Genomic DNA, 1,006 nt, shown 5'->3' with positions numbered 1-1,006 from the left:
TATCCATTGAAGAATGGTGTATGTCTTCCACCTTCTTCTTTTGTTAATACGTATACTTCTGCTTTGAATTTTGTGTGTGGTGTGATTGTTCCTGGCTTAGCTAATACTTGACCTCTTTCTATTTCGTCCCTTTGCACACCTCTTAATAATGCTCCTATGTTGTCTCCTGCTTGCGCTTCATCTAACATCTTTCTGAACATCTCTACTCCTGTTACTACTACTGTTCTTGGCTCATCTGTTAATCCTACTATCTCTACTTGGTCTTGTACTTTTAATGTTCCTCTTTCTACTCTTCCTGTCGCAACTGTTCCACGTCCTGTTATACTAAATACGTCCTCTACTGGCATTAAGAATGGTTTGTCTGTATCTCTTTCTGGTGTTGGTATTGTTTCGTCTACTTTTTCCATTAATTCTATTATCTTGTCTCCCCATTCTCCGTCTGGATCTTCTAATGCTTTTAATGCTGATCCTACTACTACTGGTGTGTTGTCTCCGTCAAATTCATATTCGTTTAATAATTCTCTTACTTCCATTTCTACTAATTCTATTAACTCTTCGTCATCTACCATGTCTGCTTTGTTTAAGAATACTACTATCTTTGGCACTCCTACCTGTCTTGATAATAAGATGTGCTCTCTTGTTTGTGGCATTGGACCGTCTGCTGCTGATACTACTAGAATCGCTCCATCCATTTGAGCTGCTCCTGTTATCATGTTCTTTACGTAGTCTGCGTGTCCTGGACAGTCTACGTGTGCATAGTGTCTGTTTGGTGTTTCATACTCAACGTGTGCTGTTGATATTGTGATTCCTCTTTCTCTTTCTTCTGGTGCTTTATCTATTTGGTCATATGCTATGAATTCTCCTGTTCCATATCTCCTAGCTAATACTGCTGTTATTGCTGCTGTTAATGTTGTTTTACCATGGTCTACGTGTCCTATTGTTCCTATGTTTACGTGTGGTTTTGTTCTCTCAAATTTTGCCTTTGCCATTCCTCTTCCTCCTTTAT

At 39.0% G+C, this 1,006-nt stretch carries 1 protein-coding gene; it reads right to left on the bottom strand.

Annotation, left to right across the window (positions count from 1 at the left end):
• Positions 1-989, bottom strand: a 989-nt coding sequence (gene tuf / locus AB4Y15_RS14125; RefSeq protein ID WP_427340969.1) for an elongation factor Tu, incomplete at its 3' end; no start/stop codon positions are given.
• Positions 990-1,006 lie beyond the last annotated feature (17 nt).

It is taken from the genome of Caloranaerobacter longqiensis (assembly GCF_050286925.1).
GTDB lineage: Bacteria > Bacillota > Clostridia > Tissierellales > Thermohalobacteraceae > Caloranaerobacter.
Note: the sequence above shows the minus strand (reverse complement) of the source record. Positions and strands in the feature narration are given on the sequence as shown.